19 protein-coding genes and 1 other RNA gene are annotated in these 18,430 nt (G+C 67.2%); 5 read left to right on the top strand and 15 right to left on the bottom strand.

What is annotated here, in order from left to right; translation table 11 throughout:
• Positions 1 to 563: 563 nt before the first annotated feature.
• On the top strand, positions 564 to 1,298 hold the full coding sequence (locus tag VOI27_RS17240; protein WP_323766780.1) for a glutamine amidotransferase: 735 nt from the start codon (positions 564 to 566) through the stop codon (positions 1,296 to 1,298).
• Here the strand turns inward: VOI27_RS17240 and VOI27_RS17235 are convergent.
• The 4 genes from VOI27_RS17235 to mgtE form a co-directional block, all read right to left on the bottom strand.
• Positions 1,289 to 3,079, bottom strand: coding sequence for an SLC13 family permease (locus VOI27_RS17235; RefSeq protein WP_323766778.1), 1,791 nt, complete (start codon positions 3,077 to 3,079; stop codon positions 1,289 to 1,291). The two genes, VOI27_RS17240 and VOI27_RS17235, sit on opposite strands and share 10 nt — an antisense overlap.
• Before the next feature lie 92 nt (positions 3,080 to 3,171).
• Positions 3,172 to 3,987 carry a TIGR00282 family metallophosphoesterase gene (locus tag VOI27_RS17230; RefSeq protein WP_323766776.1) on the bottom strand — a complete coding sequence of 272 codons (816 nt, stop codon included), beginning with the start codon at positions 3,985 to 3,987 and terminating at the stop codon, positions 3,172 to 3,174.
• A 127-nt stretch (positions 3,988 to 4,114) separates the two neighbouring features.
• A complete protein-coding gene (locus tag VOI27_RS17225; protein ID WP_323766774.1) occupies positions 4,115 to 4,678 on the bottom strand; it encodes a 5-formyltetrahydrofolate cyclo-ligase in 564 nt (187 codons plus the stop codon).
• A complete protein-coding gene (gene mgtE / locus VOI27_RS17220) occupies positions 4,675 to 6,066 on the bottom strand; it encodes a magnesium transporter (protein WP_323766772.1) in 1,392 nt (463 codons plus the stop codon). The genes VOI27_RS17225 and mgtE overlap by 4 nt, the downstream gene beginning before the upstream one ends.
• Before the next feature lie 112 nt (positions 6,067 to 6,178).
• Here mgtE and guaD point away from each other — a divergent pair, with 112 nt between their 5' ends.
• Positions 6,179 to 7,465, top strand: coding sequence for a guanine deaminase (gene guaD / locus VOI27_RS17215; RefSeq protein WP_323766769.1), 1,287 nt, complete (start codon positions 6,179 to 6,181; stop codon positions 7,463 to 7,465).
• A gap of 228 nt (positions 7,466 to 7,693) precedes the next feature.
• On the opposite strand, the gene VOI27_RS17210 is transcribed toward guaD, so the two are convergent.
• From VOI27_RS17210 to VOI27_RS17195, 4 genes are all read right to left on the bottom strand, one after another.
• Entirely contained in the window at positions 7,694 to 8,122 is a 429-nt protein-coding gene (locus tag VOI27_RS17210; RefSeq protein WP_323766767.1) for a CAP domain-containing protein, read from the bottom strand.
• The gene (locus VOI27_RS17205; RefSeq protein ID WP_323766765.1) at positions 8,119 to 9,453 is read right to left on the bottom strand and encodes an 8-oxoguanine deaminase; all 1,335 of its coding nucleotides are present in this window, start codon (positions 9,451 to 9,453) and stop codon (positions 8,119 to 8,121) included. Before VOI27_RS17205 ends, VOI27_RS17210 begins: the two co-directional genes overlap by 4 nt.
• A gap of 108 nt (positions 9,454 to 9,561) precedes the next feature.
• Positions 9,562 to 10,356, bottom strand: coding sequence for a histidinol-phosphatase (hisN, locus tag VOI27_RS17200; RefSeq protein ID WP_323766763.1), 795 nt, complete (start codon positions 10,354 to 10,356; stop codon positions 9,562 to 9,564).
• 51 nt (positions 10,357 to 10,407) lie between these two features.
• On the bottom strand, positions 10,408 to 10,785 hold the full coding sequence (locus VOI27_RS17195) for a helix-turn-helix transcriptional regulator (protein WP_323766761.1): 378 nt from the start codon (positions 10,783 to 10,785) through the stop codon (positions 10,408 to 10,410).
• A 324-nt stretch (positions 10,786 to 11,109) separates the two neighbouring features.
• On the opposite strand from VOI27_RS17195, the gene VOI27_RS17190 reads away from it, so the two are divergent.
• Positions 11,110 to 12,069 (top strand): NADPH:quinone oxidoreductase family protein, encoded by a 960-nt coding sequence (locus tag VOI27_RS17190; protein ID WP_323766759.1) that lies wholly within the window; start codon positions 11,110 to 11,112, stop codon positions 12,067 to 12,069.
• 26 nt (positions 12,070 to 12,095) lie between these two features.
• On the opposite strand, the gene VOI27_RS17185 is transcribed toward VOI27_RS17190, so the two are convergent.
• Positions 12,096 to 12,947 (bottom strand): LysR family transcriptional regulator, encoded by an 852-nt coding sequence (locus VOI27_RS17185; RefSeq protein WP_323766757.1) that lies wholly within the window; start codon positions 12,945 to 12,947, stop codon positions 12,096 to 12,098.
• 123 nt (positions 12,948 to 13,070) lie between these two features.
• Here VOI27_RS17185 and VOI27_RS17180 point away from each other — a divergent pair, with 123 nt between their 5' ends.
• Together VOI27_RS17180 and VOI27_RS17175 are read left to right on the top strand one after the other, a co-directional pair.
• On the top strand, positions 13,071 to 13,277 hold the full coding sequence (locus VOI27_RS17180; protein ID WP_323766755.1) for a hypothetical protein: 207 nt from the start codon (positions 13,071 to 13,073) through the stop codon (positions 13,275 to 13,277).
• Between the two features lie 129 nt (positions 13,278 to 13,406).
• Positions 13,407 to 14,147, top strand: coding sequence for a Bax inhibitor-1/YccA family protein (locus VOI27_RS17175; RefSeq protein ID WP_323766753.1), 741 nt, complete (start codon positions 13,407 to 13,409; stop codon positions 14,145 to 14,147).
• A 219-nt stretch (positions 14,148 to 14,366) separates the two neighbouring features.
• Here VOI27_RS17175 and rpmG read toward each other — a convergent pair whose 3' ends face one another.
• The 6 genes from rpmG to gatC form a co-directional block, all read right to left on the bottom strand.
• Positions 14,367 to 14,534, bottom strand: a complete 168-nt coding sequence (rpmG, locus tag VOI27_RS17170) for a 50S ribosomal protein L33 (protein ID WP_323766751.1) — start codon at positions 14,532 to 14,534, stop codon at positions 14,367 to 14,369.
• Between the two features lie 226 nt (positions 14,535 to 14,760).
• Positions 14,761 to 15,155: RNase P RNA component class A (rnpB, locus tag VOI27_RS17165), an RNA gene on the bottom strand.
• A 12-nt stretch (positions 15,156 to 15,167) separates the two neighbouring features.
• The gene (locus tag VOI27_RS17160; RefSeq protein ID WP_323766790.1) at positions 15,168 to 15,791 is read right to left on the bottom strand and encodes an N-acetylmuramoyl-L-alanine amidase; all 624 of its coding nucleotides are present in this window, start codon (positions 15,789 to 15,791) and stop codon (positions 15,168 to 15,170) included.
• Positions 15,792 to 15,866: 75 nt separating this feature from the next.
• On the bottom strand, positions 15,867 to 16,541 hold the full coding sequence (locus VOI27_RS17155; RefSeq protein WP_323766749.1) for a hypothetical protein: 675 nt from the start codon (positions 16,539 to 16,541) through the stop codon (positions 15,867 to 15,869).
• 30 nt (positions 16,542 to 16,571) lie between these two features.
• Complete coding sequence (gene gatA / locus VOI27_RS17150; RefSeq protein WP_323766747.1) at positions 16,572 to 18,059, bottom strand: Asp-tRNA(Asn)/Glu-tRNA(Gln) amidotransferase subunit GatA; 1,488 nt, start codon at positions 18,057 to 18,059, stop codon at positions 16,572 to 16,574.
• Complete coding sequence (gatC, locus tag VOI27_RS17145; protein WP_323766745.1) at positions 18,059 to 18,346, bottom strand: Asp-tRNA(Asn)/Glu-tRNA(Gln) amidotransferase subunit GatC; 288 nt, start codon at positions 18,344 to 18,346, stop codon at positions 18,059 to 18,061. Before gatC ends, gatA begins: the two co-directional genes overlap by 1 nt.
• Between the last annotated feature and the right edge of the window lie 84 nt (positions 18,347 to 18,430).

The following is an 18,430-nucleotide window of genomic DNA, read 5'->3' as shown; positions in this document are numbered from 1 at the left end:
CAACTCAGCCTCTCGACCTCGCCGCCGCCCCGTCTGGCGTCCCGTTGTGCGCCTCAGCGCCGCCGGTGAAGGGGCTTTTACGGTTACTCCCCCAAACCCGCAAGCGGTTTTTTTAGAAAAACCGCGTTCTCTCGGAATCTTTCCGGAAAGCGCCGCGTTTACAGGCACTTGGCGGCACAATTTTTCACCCACCAAGCTCCCTTTCCGCGACACCCCGACCCGACCAAACCGGCAAAACCCCCGAAATCCGCCGAAAAACCCGACTCGCTCCCCCCAGTTTACCCCGAAATCACCCGAAGTTCCGCCTGTCCCGTCCACCCCGGGACGGAAGAATCCTGCGACTCGCCCCTCCCCGCCCCGCAAATCAGCCGAAGGGCCCGCAAATCCGGAACCGGCCACAGGATCACCGGACAGGACGAGAGCCCGAACCATGGAGATCAGGGCTTGTACAGCGCCCCAGGTGCGGCTCGGCTCCATCGGCTGCGCGGACGGCCCGGGCTTTGGGCGCCCAGAAAGAAACACCGGCGCTTTCTCTGTCCCCCCGTCGCGGGTAAAACAGGGGCATGGGACAGTTTCTGATCTTGCAGCTCAGGCCGGAGGCGGATGCCTCTGATGGGGAATATGCCGCGATCCGCGCCAAGGCGGGACTGGCGGAAGCGCAGTGCCATCGCATCCGGCTGGATTGCGAGGCTTTGCCAGAGGGGCTCGATCCGCGCGACTATGCCGGGGTGATCGTCGGCGGCGGCCCCGGCTGCGTGTCGGATGCGCCCGAGGCGAAATCCGAGGTCGAGGCCAGGATCGAGCGGTCGGTGCTGTCGCTGATGCCGGCAATTACCGAGAGCGATCATCCCTTCATGGGATGTTGCTATGGCATCGGCATTCTCGGCGCGCATCTGCGCTCGGAGGTCTCCAAGGCGCGTTATGGCGAGCCGGTGGGGCCGACGCTTTGCCGGGTGACCACGGCGGGCGTGCACGATCCGCTGCTCGAGGGGTTTCCGCCGGAATTCGAGGCCTTCGTCGGCCACAAGGAGGCGCTGCAGGTGTTGCCCGCGGGCTGTACCCATCTGCTGGCCTCGGCCCCCTGCCCGTTCCAGATGGTGCGGCACGGACGCAATGTCTATGCGACGCAGTTCCATCCGGAGGCCGATGGCGCGGTCTTCGAGGCGCGAATCCGCACCTATCGCAACCATGGCTACTTCCCGCCGGAAACCGCCGATGCGCTGATCGAGACCTGCCATGCGGCCGAGGTGACCCAACCGGAGAAGATCCTGCGGCGCTTCGTCGAACGCTACAGCTGAAGCGGCCAGATCAGCGGGATGGCAAGGCTCGCCAGCACCGAAATCGCCAGGTTCATCGGGATGCCGACGCGCATGAAATCGGTGAACTTGTAGCCGCCAGGACCGTAGACCAGCGTGTTGGTCTGATAGCCGATGGGGGTGGCAAAGGCGCAGGAGGCGGCGATCATCACCGCCACCACCAGCGGCCGCGGATCGAGCCCCAGCGCCTGGGCGAGGCCGATGGCGATCGGCGCCATGATCACCGCGACGGCATTGTTCGAGACGATCTCGGTGAAGATCGTGGTCAGCAGGAAGACGCAGAACACCACCATCGGCGGCGGCAGCTGTGCCAGCCCCGGCGCCAGGGCGTTGACGATCATCGCCACTGCGCCGGAGTGCTGCAGCGCCGCGCCGACCGCCAGCATCGAGAAGATCAGCGCCAGTAGCCGGCCGTCGACAAAGGAAAACGCCTCGTCGGCGTCGATGCAGCGGGTCAGCAGCACCAGCGCCAGCGCCATCACCGCCAGCGCCAGGATCGGCGCCACTCCCAGCGCCGCCAGCACCACGATGCCCAAGAGCGCGCCGATGGCGATCGGCGCATGGCCGCGGCGGAAACCGCGGGCCGAGGGGTGCGAGACATCGACCAGGTCCATGTCGACCGCCAGCCGCTGGATATCCGCCGGCGCGCCCTCGAGCAGCAGCGTGTCGCCGATCCGCACCACGATCTGGTCGAGCTGCCGGCCGATGTTCTGCGACCGCCGGTGCACCGCCAGCGGATAGACGCCGTAGCGGCGGCGCAGGCGCAGGTCGCCCAGCGAGCGGCCGACCATCTTGCAGCCCGGCGAGATCAGCACCTCGACCGTGGTTGTCTCGACTGCCGAAACCTGGTCGACCCGCTTGAGCTCCTTGTTGCGCTGCAGCGACAGAAGCTCAGTCATCTGGGTGCGCAACACCACCCTGTCGCCGACCTCGAGGGTGACCCCCTGAAGCGCGCGCCGCAGCGAGGTATCGCCGCGGATGACGTCGATCAGCCGCACGCCGTCGCGCTTGAACAGCTGCACACCCAGCACCTCGCGTCCGACCAGGTTGCTGTCTGGGGGGATCACTGCCTCGGTGAAGAACTTCATCTTGGAGCGGTCGGCCGAGAGCATGTTGGCCATGGAATCGCGGTCCGGCAGCAGCCGCGGGCCGAGCACGGTGAGAAACACCAGTCCGGTGGCGCAGACCACGAGACCGATCGGCAGGATCTCGAAGATGCCGAAGGGCTCCAGCCCCTGGGTGCGGGCCACGCCATCGACCAGCAGGTTGGTCGAGGTGCCGATCAGGGTGAGCGAGCCGCCCATGATCGCTGCATAGCTGAGCGGGATCAGCAGCTTCGAGGCCTTCATGCCGAGGGTCTGGCTGAGCCGCACCACCACCGGGATCATCACCACCACCACCGGCGTGTTGTTCATGATCGCCGAGGCCGTCATTACCATCAGGATCACCCCGGCGACGGCGCGTTTCGGCGCCACTTCGGCGCTGCGCTCGGCGGCGCGGGTCAGCACGTCGAGCGCGCCGGTGCGCACCAGTGCGCCCATCACCAGGAACATCGCGGCAATCGTCCAGGGCGCCGGGTTCGACAGCACCTCGAGCGCCTGGTCATAGGGCAGCACCCCGGTCAGCAGCAGGCAGGCGACGCCGCCGATCGCCACCACCTCGGTGGGATAGACCTCGCGCACGAAGAGCAGGAACATCAGCCCCACGATGACCAGCGCGGTGACCGCTTGGCCGGTCTGCGACAAGTTCAGGATGTTGTCCATCACGGCCCCTTCACAGCGCCTCTATTGCGCCTGGCGGCCAGTGTTACCGCAGGCAGCGGCGGCGGCAAGGGCCGGCATGGCCCGGCCCGGTCTCATTGCGGGCCGGCCTGCTGCAATCGCCCGCCCTGGCGCACCATATGGGCCGCCACCGCCTTGCCACTGCGGTCGTCGGTCTCGACCATCAGGCCGCAGAGCGTCGCCGCCTCGTTGGCCGGGGTGAACCGCGCCTTGGGCATGCCGGTGACGAAGCGGCGCATCGGCTCGGCCTTTTCCATGCCGATCACCGAGTTGTAGTCGCCGCACATGCCGGCATCCGAGAGATAGGCGGTGCCGGCGGGCAGGATCTGGGCGTCGCCGGTGGGCACATGGGTGTGGGTGCCGACCACCACGCTGGCGCGGCCGTCGCAGAAATGACCCATGCCCATCTTCTCGCTGGTCGCCTCGCAATGCACGTCGATCAGGCTCGCCGCCACCTGGCCGCCGCGCGGATGGTTGCGCAGCACCGCATCGACCGCCGAGAACGGATCGTCGAACGGCCGTTTCATGAAGACCTGCCCCAGCACCTGCGCCACCAGGATGCGTCGGCCGCGTCCGGCATCAAAGATCGCCGCCCCCCGGCCTGGCGCATCCTTGGCATAGTTCAGCGGCCGCAGGATGCGCGGCTCGCTGTCGATGAACTGCAGCATGTCGCGCTGGTCGAAGGCATGATCGCCGAGCGTGATGCAATCGGCCCCGGCCTCGAGCAGCAGCTTGGCATGGGCGCCGGTGAGCCCGGCACCATTGCTGGCATTCTCGCCGTTGACCACGACGAAATCGAGGTTCCAATCGGCCCTCAGGCCCTTGAGACGCTCGCTGACCGCGGTGCGGCCGGCGCGTCCCATCACATCGCCAAGAAAGAGTATTCGCATGGCAGAGGGCCTAAGCGGATGCGCAGCAAACGGCAAGTGGGCAAATGGCGGCGCGGGGGTGGGCAAACGGGCCATCCGACCTGTCGGGCCCGCCCGCGGACTGGGCCGTTTGGCCTAATCGAGCCCGTCATCCCCCCGGCGTGATCACCTCGGCCTCGGTCACGATCAGGTCGAGCGGCTGGTCGGTCACCTCGAGCGGGACCTCCGGGTCTTCCTGAGCGCCATAGGCAAAGCCCACCGCCAGCGTCGGCCGCTTGCCGCGCAAGAGCTCCAGCGTGCGGTCATAGAAACCGCCGCCGTAGCCCAGCCGCCCACCGCGGCGCGAAAAGGCCACCAGCGGCACGATCAGGATCTCGGGCTCGATATAGTCGATCACCTCGGGCACCCGCGCGCCGAAAGGCCCCTCGACCATGGCGCAGCCCGGCTCCCAGCGGGCGAACTTCAGCGGCAGGCCCTTGGCCACGATCACCGGCACGCAGACCGGGCCATGCGCCGCGGCCTCTTCCATCGCCGGCAGCGGGTCGATCTCGCTGCGCATCGCCATGTAGCCCGAAACCGGCACGCCACGATGGCCTGCCAGCACCGAGGACAGATGCCCTGCCTGCCCCGGCCGCGCCGCCGCATGGGCCGCGGCGCGGCGGGCAAAGGCGGCGACGCGGGCGGCCTTCTTGGCAGCGTCGAGATCGCTCACAGCAGCACCACCACGGCCAGCCCGAGAAAGGCGAAGAAGCCGACGATATCGGTCACCGTGGTCACGAAGGCGCCGGAGGCCAGCGCCGGGTCGACCCCCACCCTCTCGAGCGCCACCGGGATCACCGTGCCGGCCAGCCCCGCCACCACGAGGTTGATCACCATCGCCGCGGCAATCACGTAGCCCAGCGCCGGCGAGCCGAACCAGACCACGCCGACGATGCCCATCACCACTGCAAAGATCACCCCGTTGATCAGCCCGACCAGCACCTCGCGGCGGATCACCCGCCAGACATTGGCGCCGGTCAGGTCGCGGGTGGCAATCGCGCGCACCGCCACGGTCAGCGACTGGGTGCCGGCATTGCCGCCCATCGAGGCCACGATCGGCATCAGCACCGCCAGCGCCACCAGCTGGGCGATCGCCGCCTCGAACTGCGCGATCACCAACGAGGCCAGCACCGCGGTCACCAGGTTCACCGCCAGCCAGGGCAGCCGCTGCTTGGTGGTCTCGATGACCCGGTCCGACAGCGAGCCCTCGCCGACCCCGGCCAGCCGCATGATGTCCTCTTCATGCTCTTCATCCAGCACCGCCATGGCGTCGTCGATGGTGATCACCCCCACCAACCGGCCCTCGTCGTCCACCACCGGGGCGGAGATCAGGTGGTACTGGTTGAAGGCATAGGCCACGTCGCCCTCATATTGCGTCGCGGGGATGACCTGAAAGACCTCCTCCACCAGATCGGTCAGCGGCACCTCGCGGCGCGAGCCCATCAGCCGGCCAAGGGTGACATTGCCCATCGGGTGCATCCGAGGATCGACCAGGGTGATGTGATAGAACTGCTCGGGCAGCTCCTTGTGCGCGCGCAGGAAATCGATGGCGTCGCCCACCCGCCAATGCTCCGGCGCCGCCACCACCTCGCGCTGCATCAACCGGCCGGCGGAATACTCCGGATAGGCCAGCGACTGCTCGACCGCGACCCGCTCGCTGTCTTCCAGCGCATCGAGAATCGCCTCCTGCTGCGGCTCCTCGAGATCCTCGATCAGGTCGACCACGTCATCGCTGTCGAGTTCCCGCACCGCGTCGGCCAGCACCTGCGGGTGCAGCACCGAGATCACTTCCTCGCGGATGCTCTCGTCGAGCTCCGACAGGATGTCGCCGTCGAACTCCTTGCCATACAGGCGGATCAGCCGGGTCCGGTCGTAGGGATTGACCTGTTCCAGAAGGTCGGCGATGTCGGCTGCATGCAGCGGCTCCATCGCCGCGATCAGTGCGTCGCGGTCGTCGATCTCGACCGCGTAAAGGATCGCCATCACCGCCTTGCGGTCCAGCGCATAGGCGTCCTCGGGTTCGGTCCCGGCTTCGGCCTGTTCTTCGATCTGATCGGTCATATCAGGCCCCTTTGCCGCATCCGACGATTTGCGCGGACCATACGATAGAGTATGGGAAAGCAACAGTGGCACCGCAGCAATTCTGCCGCCCGAAGCCACGGAAAGGACCGCCATGCAGCTGCTCACCGGACAGACCCTGAGCTTTCACGCCGACCCCTTCGCGGTGCCCTTCTCCGAGGCCTGCAACCTGCGCCGCCAAGGCGGCGTGCTGATCGACGCCGGCCGCATCCTCGCGGTCGATGAGGCCGATACCCTGCGCGCCGCCCATCCGCAGGCCGAAGTGGTCTCTTACGGCAAGGACCTGATCTGCGCCGGCTTCGTCGATGCCCATGTGCACTATCCCCAGACCGCGATCATCGCCAGCTGGGGGCTGCGGCTGATCGACTGGCTCAACACCTACACCTTCCCCGAAGAGGCGCGGTTCTCGGACCCTGCCTACGCAGCCGAGATCGCCGCGCGCTACCTCGACCTGACGGCGGCGCAGGGCACCACCACCATGGCCAGCTTCTGCACCATCCATCCCGAAAGCGTCGAGGCGTTGTTCACCGAGGCCCAAAGGCGCGGCCAATGTGTCGTCGCCGGCAAGACCTGCATGGACCGCAACGCCCCTGACGACCTGCGCGACACCGCGCAATCGGCCTATGACGACAGCAAGGCGCTGCTGCAGCGCTGGCATGGGCAGGACCGGCTGCACTACGCCATCACGCCGCGCTTCACCCCGACCTCCTCGCCCGACCAGCTGGCGGCGCTCGGCGCGCTCTGGGCCGAACACCCCGACTGCCTGATGCAGACCCATCTCAGCGAACAGACCGACGAGATCGCCTGGGTCCGCGATCTCCACCCCGAGGCGCGCGACTACCTCGACACCTACGAGACCCATGGCCTGCTGGGCGCGCGCGGCCTCTACGGCCATGCCATCCATCTCGAGCCACGCGAGATCGACCGGCTGGCCGAGACCGGCGCGGCGCTGGTCCATTGCCCGACCTCGAACAGTTTCATCGGCTCGGGCCTGTTCAATACCGCGGCGATGAAAACCCGCGGCCTCTCCACCGGCCTTGCCACCGACACCGGCGGCGGTTCGAGCTTCTCGATGCTGCGCACCATGGCCGCCGCCTATGAGATCGGCCAGCTCACCGGGACCCCGCTGCATGCGGCGCAGTTGATGTGGCTGGCAACCCAGGGCTCGGCCCGCGCGCTGCACCTCGACCACGGGATCGGCACCCTCGCCCCCGGATATGCCGCCGACCTCGTGGTGCTCGACCTCGCCTCCACGCCGGCGATTGCCCAGCGCCAGGCACGGGCCAATGAACTCTGGGAGGCCCTCTTTCCGACAATCATGATGGGCGACGACCGCGCGATCCGCGCCACCTGGATCAACGGCCGCTCTGTCACCGCGTGAGTCGGCCGCGGGTCAAGGTTGCGCAGCACCCGCGCAGCGGGCCGAAGGACCTTGACGCGCGGGCGACTCACAAAACCCTCGACAAGGCGCGTTCAGGGCAGACCTGCCCCTGAACCGCTTCTCAGCAGACACTTCAAGGCCGCACCAGGCGCGCCGCCCGCCCCGGACCCGACACCTCTCCACACGCCGAACAAAGCGCGCGGAAGCGCTCCTTTTCCAGCCGCGGCCTCAACAGCCGGGCTTGGCCAGGACCATGACCCAGGTGTTGCCGCCTCCCCGCGCCACGCCCAGCTCGGTCATGTTGCTGCTCAGCATGTTGCGGCGATGGCCGGGAGAGCCCTGCCAGCTCCGCATCACCTCGTCGAGGCTGCGCTGGCCCTTGGCGATGTTCTCGGCCACCGCGCACCAGCCATAGCCCCCCCGCGAAACCCGGTCGCTGATCGACGAGCCGTCGGAGCCGCTGTGCGAAAAGAACCCGTTGCGCGCCATGTCGTCGGCATGCGCCTGCGCCACAGCGGTAAGAACCGGCGACCAGCGCAGCGCCCTGCGGCCGGACTGTCGGCGCAACCGGTTGACCGTGTCGAGTGCTGCCTGCTCCGCAAGCACTGGCGCAGCCACCCATGCCAACCCCGCCGCCAGAACCATCCGTCGCTTCATGCCATCAGCCTTCTTGCTAGGTCGTTTTGCCGCCGCACCGCCGCTGCGAGATCAAAGGAGACCACGGCACCGCCGCGTACCACCGCGCGGCCCTCGACAAAGAGATCGTGCACCCGCGTCGGCCCGGCCAGCAAGAGGGCCGCCCAGTCCCAGCTGCCTGCCGCCTCGACACCGGACATGTCCCAGAGCGCCAGATCGGCACGCTTGCCGACCGCGATCTGGCCGCAATCCGCCCGGCCCAGCACCTCGGCGCCGCCACGCGTGGCAATCCGCAAGGCTTCGCGCGCCGACATCGCATCCGCCCCCCGCGCCACCCGCTGCAACAGCATTGCCTGCCGCGCCTCGAGCGCCAGGTTGCCGCTGTCGTTGGAGGCCGAGCCGTCGACGCCGAGGCCAACCTTGACGCCGGCATCGCGCATCGCCCGCACCGGCGCGATGCCCGATCCGAGGCGGCAATTCGAGCAGGGGCAATGCGCCACCCCGGTTCGGGTTCTGGCAAAGAGATCGATTTCCTCGCCATCGAGCTTCACGCAATGGGCGTGCCAGACATCCGCGCCGGTCCAGCCGAGGTCCTCGGCATATTGGCCGGGGCGGCAGCCGAATTTCTCCAGCGAATAGGCGATATCCTCGTCGTTCTCCGCGAGGTGAGTGTGCAGCATCACGGCCTTGTCGCGGGCCAGAAGCGCGGTGTCGCGCATCAGCTCGCGGCTGACCGAAAAGGGCGAACAGGGCGCCAACCCGACACGCACCATGGCGCCCTCAGAGGCATCGTGGAAAGCGTCGACCACCCGCACCATGTCCTCGAGGATCGCCGCCTCTTTTTCCACCAGGCTGTCGGGTGGCAGCCCGCCATCGCTCTCGCCGATCGACATCGCACCGCGGGTGGGATGAAACCGCAGCCCGACCTCGCGTGCCGCGGCAACGGTATCGTCGAGCCGCGCGCCGTTCGGATAGAGGTAGAGGTGATCAGACGACATGGTGCAGCCCGAGAGCGCCAGTTCTGCCAGCCCGACCTGGGCCGAGGTGAACATCTCGTCGGGGCCGAAGCGGGCCCAGATCGGGTAGAGCGTCTTGAGCCAGCCGAAGAGCAGCGCATCCTGACCGCCGGGCACCGCGCGGGTCAGCGTCTGGTAGAGGTGGTGATGGGTGTTGACCAGCCCCGGCGTCACCAGGCAGTCGCGGGCGTCGATCACCTCGCCCGCGCTGGCCAGCCCCGCGCCGATCTCGGCGATCACGCCGCCCTTCAGCCGGATGTCGCACTCGGTCAGTTCGCGGCTGTCATCGTCCATGGTCAGGGCCAGACCGACCCGCTGCAGCAGTATCTCTGTCATGAAGAAACCTCAGATGTGGCGCCCATTTCTGAGGTGAAGCCCGCCGCGCCGGTAACGGGCAAAGTTCGCGCGGCGTTGGCCAAACGCTAGCAAGCCCGCGTGCCGCGATCAAGCCTGGTTGAGTCGCGCCTGCGCCGCCCTGTGCAGCGCCTGTGTCCCGGCCGCCAGCACCTGCCCGCCGTCATGCACCGGACCACCCTGCCAGTTGGTGACCACACCACCGGCGGCCTCGATCACTGCAATCGGCGCCTGGATATCATAGGCGTTGAGCCCGGCCTCGATCACCAGGTCCACCTGCCCCGCCGCGAGCAGCGCATAGGCGTAGCAATCCATGCCATAGCGGGTCAGCCGGACCTCGGCCGCGACCCGCTGGAACGCGGCGCGCTCGTCGGCCGTGCCGACCTCTGGGAAGGTGGTAAAGAGCAGCGCGTCAGAGAGCCGATCCACCTGGCGGGTGGCCAGGTCACGCGCGCCATGCGGCCCTTCCATCCGGGCCAGACCGCCGCCACCGCGAAACCGCTCGCCGATATAGGGCTGGTCGATCAGCCCGAGGATCGGGCCGGTCGCGTCGGAGAGCGCGATCAGCACCCCCCAGGTGGGGGTACCGCTGATAAAGCCGCGGGTGCCGTCGATCGGGTCGAGCACCCAGGTCAGCCCGGAGGTGCCGGCGCTGTGGCCAAACTCCTCGCCGAGGATGGCATCCTCTGGCCGGGCGCGGGCCAGGATCGCGCGCATGGCCTGTTCGGCGGCGCGGTCGGCCTGGGTTACAGGGTCGAACCCGCCCGCGTCCTTGTTCTCGGTGCCCAGCGCCGCGCCCCTGAAGAACGGCAAAATGGCCGCACGCGCCGCGTCGGCCATTTCATCGGCCACCTGCCAGAGGTGGCGCATCTCGCTGTCTTGCATCTGTCTCACCCATCCGTCTTCGCGGCGCACAGGCACCGCAGGTCGGGTGGGTTATGCGACGTCGCTCAGCACGCGGGCAAGCTCGAACAGCCGGCGGCGCTGATTTTCCGGGATCGCATAGTACGACCGCACGAGATCGAGCGCTTCCTTGTCGCCGAGAAGATCGGCCGGCACGCTGCTGACGGCACCCTGCGCCGCCTCGGTCTCGCCGGCATCGATGCCTTCGAAGAAGAAGCTGACCGGCACGTCGAGCGCATCGGCGATGTCCCAGAGGCGCGAGGCGCTGACGCGGTTGGCGCCGGTCTCGTATTTCTGGATCTGCTGGAACTTGATGCCGACATGCTCCGCCAGCTGCTGCTGCGTCATCCCGACCAGCCAGCGGCGATGCCGGACACGTTTGCCGACATGGACATCCACGGGGTGTGGCATACTATTCATCCTTCACTTCGCACAGGTCACCGCACACGATGCAGGACAGCGCTTAATTATTTTATGTAACGAGACAGAGCTTCCCCCGGCCCGACGATATTGACTGTGCACCCCTGCAGCGTCACGAAGAATATGTGAGGTGCCGAAGAAAGCAAGATAAAAGAACGCGTTTAGAGTTCACGGTTAACCGCCAGCACACGTTGCACGGTATGAAAACACCGCAAAATGCCTCCCGGAAGGCGCGACATGCCATGCTCTTTACATTGCGTCAGTTGCGCGAAACTGTAAAGGCTCAGGCCAATCGACAGGGGAAATCTGACACCAATGCGGGCATTTCACATCGCCGAATCCGGTGCGCGGGCACAGCTGACAGAGATCGACATGCCAGAGCCCGGCGTCGGCGAGATTCGCGTCAGGATCGCCGCCTGCGGGCTTAACTTCGCGGATTTGCTCATGGAAAAGGGCACGTACCAAGATACCCCGGAGGCGCCCTTCACCCTCGGGATGGAGGTGGCGGGCACCGTTGACGCGCTTGGCGAAGGCGTCACCGGCCTCGAGACCGGCCAGCGGGTTGCGGTCTTTGGCGGCCAGGGCGGTCTGGCCGAGTTCGGCTGTTTCGAGGCCGCCCGCGCCGTTGCCATTCCGGAAACGATGAGTTTCACCGATGCCGCCGCATTTCAGATCGCCTATGGCACCTCGCACCTGGCGCTGGACCATCGGGCGCGGCTTCAGCCGGGGGAAACCCTGCTGGTGCTGGGCGCCTCCGGCGGCGTCGGGCTGACCGCGGTCGAGATCGGCCGGATCATGGGCGCGACGGTCATCGCCTGCGCGCGGGGCACCGACAAGCTCGAGGCGGCGCGCGCCGCCGGGGCGCATCACCTGCTCGATTCCCGGACCTGCGACCTGCGCGCCGAGGTCAGGGCGCTCGGCGGCGCCGACGTGGTTTATGATCCGGTGGGCGGCGACCAGTTCAAGGCCGCGTTTCGTGCCTGCAACCCTGAGGCGCGGCTGCTGCCGATCGGCTTTGCCAGCGGCGAGGTGCCGCAAATCCCGGCCAATCATCTGCTGGTCAAGAATCTTTCGGTGCTCGGGCTCTACTGGGGCGGCTATCTGAAGTTCGCGCCTCAGGTGATCGCCGGCTCGCTGAAAACCCTGATGCAGTGGCACAGCGACGGCCGCATCACCCCGCACATCAGCCACGCCCTGCCGCTCGAAGAGGCCGGCCGGGCGATGCAGCTGCTGCGCGACCGCAAATCCACCGGCAAGGTGGTCGTCACCCTGTGACCGACCGCCGCTGAGGGCCGCCCCTCCTAAAGCGTGTCGTAGCCCTGTTCAATCATCTCGGTCAGCAGGTTCACCGGCTTCTGGCTTGATCCCCGATTGCAATAGATGTTGATCTTGTAGCGGCCAAGGTCGGGCAGGTCGCAGCTGGGTGGCAGTTCGATCAGCTCCTTCGGCGCAGTCCCTTCCAACAGCGCGGTCACCGCGAGATCGGCGCTGACCGTGGCCTCGACGGTGCGGTCGCTGTCGGTCTCGACGGTCGACACCCAGTCGACGCCGGCCGCGTCCAGCCGATCGACCACGCCGGAGCGAAAGGCACAGACCCGCGCTTGTGCGAGGTTGAGCGGCCGCTGCCGCCAGGCCTGCCCGCCGGGCGCGCCGATCCAGCGCAGGGCGATCTCGGTCAGGGTCTCGCCGCCGGGGGCGACCTCGCTTTCCGTGGTCAGGATCAGGTCGAGCGCGCCCTTGGCGAAATCCTCTTTCAGCGACCGGGTGTTGCCGGTCACCAGATTGACCCGCACCCGCGGCATCTCGAGCGCGAAGCGCTGCAGCACCCGCGGCACCACCGGGTAGACGATGTCATAGGGCACACCGAGGGCGATCTGGCCGGAAAACTCCTCATGGGTCAGCCTGGCAAAGGCCTCGTCGTTGAGCTCGACCATGCGGCGGGCATAGCCCAGCAGCTGCTCTCCGGCGGCGGTCAGGCCGATCTGCCGGGCCGAGCGGTCGAGCAGCTCGAGCCCGAGCAGCTCCTCGAGCCGCTTGAGCTGCATCGAGACCGCCGATTGCGTCAGGTTGAGAAAGCCCGCCGCGCGGGTGACGCCGCCGGTCTGGGCCACCGCCACGAAACTGCGCAACACGGTGACATCGAGATTGCGCATTACCATCATACTCCGTGATGCATTGGATCAAGAACATTCGTTTCAATTATGGAACGCCGCCCTCTATATATCAAGATACAAGATGCAACTCGCCTCATACATCACAAACGATAGGAGAGCCCCATGGCCCGCACCCTTCCCCTCACCCATGCCCGCCCGCGTCACAGTGCCCTGCCCCGTCTGGCAGATTTGGCGGCGCTCTACCGTCAGCGCAAGACACTTGGGCAACTCGATGCCGCCCGGATCGACGATCTCGGGATCAGCGCCGAGGAAGCCCGTCGCGAGGCCTGCAAACCGATTTGGGACGTTCCGGCCCACTGGCGGCGCTAAGCGGCGTGCAACTGACGCAAATCGCGTCGAATCCTGCTCTCAACCATCTTGAAAAACCGGGCCGTTCCGCCAATATTTGGGGGGACGGCCCGCATCCGCGTGCCACCTGATCTTTTTCGGAGGACTTCGATGGCTGACTACAACACAATCCGGACGTCTGCGGCCGGCGCCCGCGCCGCCCAGATTGACGAGGGCCTGCGCGCCCACATGAACAAGGTCTACGGGACCATGTCGATCGGCATGCTGATCACCTTCGCGGTGGCATGGGCGGTCGGCACCAGCCCGCAGCTTCTGGCCGTGTTCCGTGACCCCGCGACCCTGCAGCCGAATATCCTCGGCTGGGTGCTCATGTTCGCGCCGCTGATCATGGTCTTCGCCTTCGGCGCGGCGATCAACAAGCTCTCCGCCGCCGGCGCGCAACTGTTCTTCTTTGCCTTCGCGGCGGTGATGGGCCTGTCGCTGAGCTGGATCTTCGTGGCCTTCACCGGCTTCTCGATCGCCCAGGTCTTCCTGGTGACCTCGATCGCCTTCGCCGGTCTCAGCCTGTTCGGCTACACCACCAAGAAGGACATCTCGGGCTGGGGGTCGTTCCTGATCATGGGCGTGATCGGCCTGCTGGTGGCCTCGATCATCAACATCTTCCTCGGCTCGCCGGCGATCATGTTCGCGATCTCGATCCTCGGTGTGCTGATCTTCGCGGGCCTCACCGCCTATGACACCCAGAACATCAAGAACACCTATCTCGCCCATGCCCACAACGGCGACAGCGAGTGGATGGGCAAGGCGGCAATCATGGGCGCGCTGAACCTCTACCTCGACTTCATCAACATGTTCATGTTCCTGCTGCAGCTGATGGGCAATCGCGAATAAGCAGGCATCCCATGCCAGAGTGACAGAGGGCCGGTCGATTGACCGGCCCTTTTGCTTGCGTAGGCGGAGTGTCCAGCGGCTGCCCTGCAACGATGCCGTGGGAAGCGTAGGCCACCTGAGGCGAGGACGCCCGCGAGGGCGAAAGAGCGCGGCCGAAACGAAAAACGCCGCGCGGCCCGAGGGGGCGGCGCGGCGTCTTTGTACCGTCGGGCAGATCGCTTACTTGATCTTGCCTTCCTTGTAATCCACGTGCTTGCGGGCAACGGGGTCGTATTTGCGCTGAACCATTTTCTCGGTCATCGTCCGCGCGTTCTTCTTGGTCACGTAGAAGTGGCCGGTGCCCGCGGTCGAATTCAGGCGGATCTTGATGGTGGTCGGCTTCGCCATGTCTCGTCTCCTGCGTGGCGCGGGCCGTGGCCATCGCGCACTCGAAAATCTCTATGAAGCTCGCCTTCTACCGGGCTGCGCCTGCGAGTCAAGCGGTTTTGTTGCGCGTTGGCCCGCAAAGAGCGGAACCGGGCGCATCGGGCGCTTTCGGGGGGCTCTGCCTCCGGCCTCCCCCGAGATACTTGCGGCCAGAAGAAGCGCAGGGGGCCGCTCTGCGAGGAGAGATGTGCGCGGAAGACCTGTAAGCCGGATTCTGTTCCGGTCTTGCGACCGGTGATGACCATTCCTCTTGGCACAGGGTTGCCCCTGCACCTCTAGCTGCCAACCCGGGCCTCTCGGGCTGAAGCATCCCTGCGCCGATATCCCCCGAAGGCGATCAGTCGCGCGCGAGGCCCCTATTTGGCATTGCTCCCGGTGGGGCTTGCCATGCGGGCGCTGTTGCCAGCCCCCCGGTGGGCTCTTACCCCACCGTTTCACCATGACCCTGACGTGCAGGGCTGTCTGTTCTCTGTGGCGCTGATCCGTCGGGTTGCCCCGCCCGGGCGTTACCCGGCACCGTTGCTTCAGGGAGTCCGGACTTTCCTCGGAGCCTTGCGGCCCCGCGGCCATCCAGCCTTCCGCGCGTGCAAGCCTCTAGGCGCTGGCGGCGGTGCGGTCAACGGGAAAGCGTTCCGCGAGCCCGGCCAGGAGCGCCATGTCCCCGGCGGCAAGCGGCCCGGTGGCCCAGGGGCGGAAGCGGGCACGAAGGGCCTCAAGCAGCACCTCGTCGCGCGCCTCGGCGGTGTAGCCGGCCTTGGCCGCAAGCGCGCGGAAGGCGGCCGACGCGGGGGCCTCCGGCGCGGGCTCGGGCCAGATGGCAAGGCCGCGACGCGCAAGGCGGCGCCAGTCGAACCGACGGCCTGGGTCCTGCTTGCGCCCCGGGGCCATGTCGGAATGGCCGATCACCCGCGCAGGCGCGATCTGCCAGCGCGCCATGATCCGTGGCAGCAGCGCCTCGAGACAGGCCATCTGCGGCTCGGAGAAAGGCGTCGCGCCGGAGTTGGTGATCTCGATGCCGATGGAGCGGGAATTGACGTCGGTGACCGCGCCCCACCGCCCTGCCCCCGCGTGCCAGGCACGCTGGTCCTCGGTCACCAACTGGATCAGCGCGCCGCTGGGCGAGATCAGATAATGTGCCGAGACCTCGGCCTCGGGAGTGCAGAGCCAGTCACACGCGGCGGCGGTGTCAGTCATGGCGGTGTAATGCAGCACCACCATGTCGGGGCGCACGCCGCCACGCCGCGCGCCGCAATTGGGCGACGGGTGCCAGAGCGCCTCGCCGTCGCGCAAGGGTCAGCCGCCCCGCACCCGGCGGAACGGCGTCGGGTCCCAAGAGCAGGCAAAGCCGTCGCCATCGGGATCGAGCGCCTTGCGGTCCTTCTCCGGCCCGCCATTGACGAGGAAATCCTCCTGCGCCAGATCGGGGCTGGCAAAGCCGGCGCAATTGCGCAGGTGCTTTGATTGCGAGTTCAGCGAAGAGCGCTTGTAGAGCGCGGTGCCGACCGGGTTGTTGGTCTGCAGCGCATAGGCCACGATATTCGGCCGGTCGCTGCCCTCTCGGCTGGGCAGGCCGGTCACCGCCGCCACCTGGTACTGCGATTGCGCCTGGCGCAGCCGCTCGGCATCGTCCTGGATGTCACGCTCGCCGGAGACCGCCTGGAAGTCCTGTTCGCGGCTGATGCCCGAGGCATCGGTCACCGCCTGCGGCGCCGGGTTGTTCGGGCTGGCCTGCAGCGGCGCCGCGCCGGAATTGCCGGCGGCCGCCTGGCGGGAGGCGTCGTCCACCGGTTCGCCATCGAGCGTCATGGTGGTGACCGGCGCCGCGCCCTCGAGCCTGAGGTCCCGCTCCAGCCGCGCGGTGCGGTCCTGGTCAACGCGGTCGAAGCCGACGCCGGCGCCACTGTCGGGCACCGAGGTCGTGCAGGCCGCAAGCGCACCTAGCGCCACACTCATCAGGAAAAAACGCATCGCACCCTCACAGCCGCCAGTTGCGGTCACTTACCACCATTTCGCCGGCTTGGAAACGAATCCGGCCGCCTGCTCGAGCGCATAGGCGCAATTCAGCAGGTCGCCTTCTTCCCACGGCCGGCCGATCAGCTGCAGCCCCAGCGGCAGCCCCTGCCGGTCGATGCCCGCCGGCACCGAGATGCCCGGCAGGCCGGCAAGGTTGACGGTAACCGTGAAGACGTCGTTGAGGTACATCTGCACCGGGTCGGCCTCTTTCATCTCGCCGAGGCCAAAGGCCGCGGACGGCGTCGCCGGTGTCAGGATGGCGTCGACCCCCTGGGCGAAGACCTCCTCGAAGTCGCGCTTGATCAGCGTCCGCACCTTGCGCGCACGGTTGTAATAGGCGTCGTAGAACCCGGCCGAGAGCACGTAGGTGCCAACCATGATCCGGCGCTGCACCTCATGGCCAAAGCCCTCGGCGCGGGTCTTCTCGTACATCTCGGTGATGCCGTCGCCCTGGGCCAGCTGCGCCCGGCGGCCATAGCGCACGCCGTCGTAGCGGGCGAGGTTCGACGAGGCCTCGGCCGGGGCGATCACGTAATAGGTCGGCAGCGCGTATTTGGTATGCGGCAGCGAGATATCGACGATCTCGGCGCCGGCGTCGGCCAGCATCTTGCGGCCCTCGGCCCAGAGCGCCTCGATCTCTTCGGGCATGCCGTCCATGTGGTATTCGCGCGGAATGCCGATCTTCTTGCCGCGGATGTCACCGGTCAGCATCGCCTCGAAATCCGGCACCGCCAGATCGGCCGAGGTGCTGTCCATCGGGTCATGGCCGCACATGGCTTCCAGCATGATGGCGGCGTCGCGCACGTCCTTGGTCATCGGACCGGCCTGGTCGAGCGAGGAGGCAAAGGCCACGATGCCCCAGCGCGAGCAGCGCCCGTAGGTGGGCTTGATGCCGGTGATGCCGGTGAAGGCGGCCGGCTGGCGGATCGAGCCGCCGGTGTCGGTGCCGGTGGCCGCGAGGCAGAGGTCGGCCGCAACGGCAGAGGCCGAACCGCCGGAGGAGCCGCCGGGGGTCAGTGCCGCGTCGTCACTGCCGCGTTTCCACGGGTTGACGGCATTGCCATAGGTCGAGGTCTCGTTCGAGCTGCCCATGGCGAACTCGTCCATGTTGAGTTTGCCCAGCATGACCGCGCCGCTCTCGAACAGCTGGCGGGTGACGGTGCTCTCGTACTCGGGCTTGAAGCCATCGAGGATATTGGACGCCGCCTGGCTGGCCACGCCCTTGGTGCAGAACAGATCCTTGATGCCCAGCGGAATGCCGCACATGTCGGGCGCTTCGCCTGCCTTGATGCGGGCGTCGGCGGCACGCGCCTGCTCCAGCGCGATCTCGGGCGTCTTGTGCACCACGGCGTTGAGCGCCCCGGCACCCTCGATCGCCGAGAGGCAGGCCTCGGTCAGCTCGACACTGGTCACATCGCCCTTGCGCAGCGCATCGCGCGCCTCGGCGATCTTCATCCCGTTCAGCTCAGCCATTATTCCACCACCTTCGGCACTGCAAAGAAGCCTTCCCGCGCATCCGGCGCGTTCGCCAGCACCTTGTCCTGCTGGCCGCCGTCGGTGACGCCGTCCTGTCGGCGCTTCAGCCGCATCGGCGTGACCGAGACCATCGGTTCGACGCCCTCGACATCCACTTCGCCCAGCTGCTCGATGAAGCCGAGGATGGTGTTGAACTCCTGCGCCAGCGCCGGCAGGTCAGATTCGGCCACGCGAATGCGTGCCAGTTTCGCCACCTTGGCGGCGGTGCCTTGATCGATCGACATCGGGCCCACTCCAATCATTCAGGTCTGGCATGGGCTTTACCGCCCCGCCCCGCCGCCCGCAACCATCTGCCGGCCCGAAAGCGC

The sequence above is a fragment of the Marinovum sp. genome (assembly GCF_034669705.1).
In the GTDB taxonomy this organism is placed as follows: Bacteria; Pseudomonadota; Alphaproteobacteria; order Rhodobacterales; family Rhodobacteraceae; genus Marinovum.
The sequence above is the reverse complement of the archived record's forward strand: the minus strand, read 5'-3'. Positions and strand labels throughout refer to the sequence as shown.

Coding starts and splice junctions, on each gene's coding strand:
- VOI27_RS17160 (WP_323766790.1), bottom strand. CDS start 15,791: ATGGTGGTGCTGCATTACACCGCCATGACTGACACCGCCGCCGCGTGT.
- VOI27_RS17240 (WP_323766780.1), top strand. CDS start 564: ATGGGACAGTTTCTGATCTTGCAGCTCAGGCCGGAGGCGGATGCCTCT.
- gatC (WP_323766745.1), bottom strand. CDS start 18,346: ATGTCGATCGATCAAGGCACCGCCGCCAAGGTGGCGAAACTGGCACGC.
- VOI27_RS17230 (WP_323766776.1), bottom strand. CDS start 3,987: ATGCGAATACTCTTTCTTGGCGATGTGATGGGACGCGCCGGCCGCACC.
- VOI27_RS17155 (WP_323766749.1), bottom strand. CDS start 16,541: ATGCGTTTTTTCCTGATGAGTGTGGCGCTAGGTGCGCTTGCGGCCTGC.
- VOI27_RS17190 (WP_323766759.1), top strand. CDS start 11,110: ATGCGGGCATTTCACATCGCCGAATCCGGTGCGCGGGCACAGCTGACA.
- guaD (WP_323766769.1), top strand. CDS start 6,179: ATGCAGCTGCTCACCGGACAGACCCTGAGCTTTCACGCCGACCCCTTC.
- VOI27_RS17195 (WP_323766761.1), bottom strand. CDS start 10,785: ATGCCACACCCCGTGGATGTCCATGTCGGCAAACGTGTCCGGCATCGC.
- VOI27_RS17210 (WP_323766767.1), bottom strand. CDS start 8,122: ATGAAGCGACGGATGGTTCTGGCGGCGGGGTTGGCATGGGTGGCTGCG.
- rpmG (WP_323766751.1), bottom strand. CDS start 14,534: ATGGCGAAGCCGACCACCATCAAGATCCGCCTGAATTCGACCGCGGGC.
- gatA (WP_323766747.1), bottom strand. CDS start 18,059: ATGGCTGAGCTGAACGGGATGAAGATCGCCGAGGCGCGCGATGCGCTG.
- VOI27_RS17235 (WP_323766778.1), bottom strand. CDS start 3,079: ATGGACAACATCCTGAACTTGTCGCAGACCGGCCAAGCGGTCACCGCG.
- hisN (WP_323766763.1), bottom strand. CDS start 10,356: ATGCAAGACAGCGAGATGCGCCACCTCTGGCAGGTGGCCGATGAAATG.
- VOI27_RS17185 (WP_323766757.1), bottom strand. CDS start 12,947: ATGCGCAATCTCGATGTCACCGTGTTGCGCAGTTTCGTGGCGGTGGCC.
- VOI27_RS17175 (WP_323766753.1), top strand. CDS start 13,407: ATGGCTGACTACAACACAATCCGGACGTCTGCGGCCGGCGCCCGCGCC.
- VOI27_RS17205 (WP_323766765.1), bottom strand. CDS start 9,453: ATGACAGAGATACTGCTGCAGCGGGTCGGTCTGGCCCTGACCATGGAC.
- mgtE (WP_323766772.1), bottom strand. CDS start 6,066: ATGACCGATCAGATCGAAGAACAGGCCGAAGCCGGGACCGAACCCGAG.
- VOI27_RS17180 (WP_323766755.1), top strand. CDS start 13,071: ATGGCCCGCACCCTTCCCCTCACCCATGCCCGCCCGCGTCACAGTGCC.